General features: G+C 40.9%; 1 pseudogene. It reads right to left on the bottom strand.

Going from position 1 to position 562, the window contains the following annotated elements:
* Nucleotides 1–443: pseudogene (locus B5G28_RS14305) on the bottom strand (reverse transcriptase domain-containing protein); the annotation flags it as partial.
* Between the last annotated feature and the right edge of the window lie 119 nt (nucleotides 444–562).

The raw sequence follows: 562 nt of genomic DNA, 5'->3' as shown, positions 1-562 counted from the left end.
ATCGCTCCCCGTTCCATGGCTTTTTTAATCCACTTTTCTTTCGGCATATACAGAAATACTTTTCCATACCACACCCGTTTCATGTCGCCATTTTTGCACCGCTTCATGTTTTTGGAGTGAATCACTTTGAAATCATATCCCAGATATCGTACCGGCTCGCTGGAATGGGTTACTTTTGTCTTTTCCTCGGATATTTCCAGATGCAGCTTTTCTTGAAGGAATGTTTTTACATCTTTCTTAATTCTTTCTGCGTCTTCTCTGGACCCGATCACGCCGATTACAAAATCATCAGCATATCGGTTGTACTGGATTTTCTTGTATCCTTTCTCAAACGGATCATAGTAGTGCTGATTCATCTTTTCACTTCTGGCCTCTTTGAATTCTTTTACCAGCTCAGGAGTGGATTTCTCTGCACCCATAAGCGATTTGCGTGCTTTCTTGTATGGTGAATTATACTATCAAGTGCAACACTTAAGGGAAATAAAAAGAAGTTCATACAGAACCCTGGTAGAATAGAGTTACTACACCACCAAACCACCGGAGGGAACTGTATGAACTACCA

Origin of the sequence: Faecalibacterium sp. An77, from assembly GCF_002161315.1 — a bacterium.
GTDB lineage: Bacteria > Bacillota > Clostridia > Oscillospirales > Ruminococcaceae > Faecalibacterium.
The sequence above is the reverse complement of the archived record's forward strand: the minus strand, read 5'-3'. Positions and strand labels throughout refer to the sequence as shown.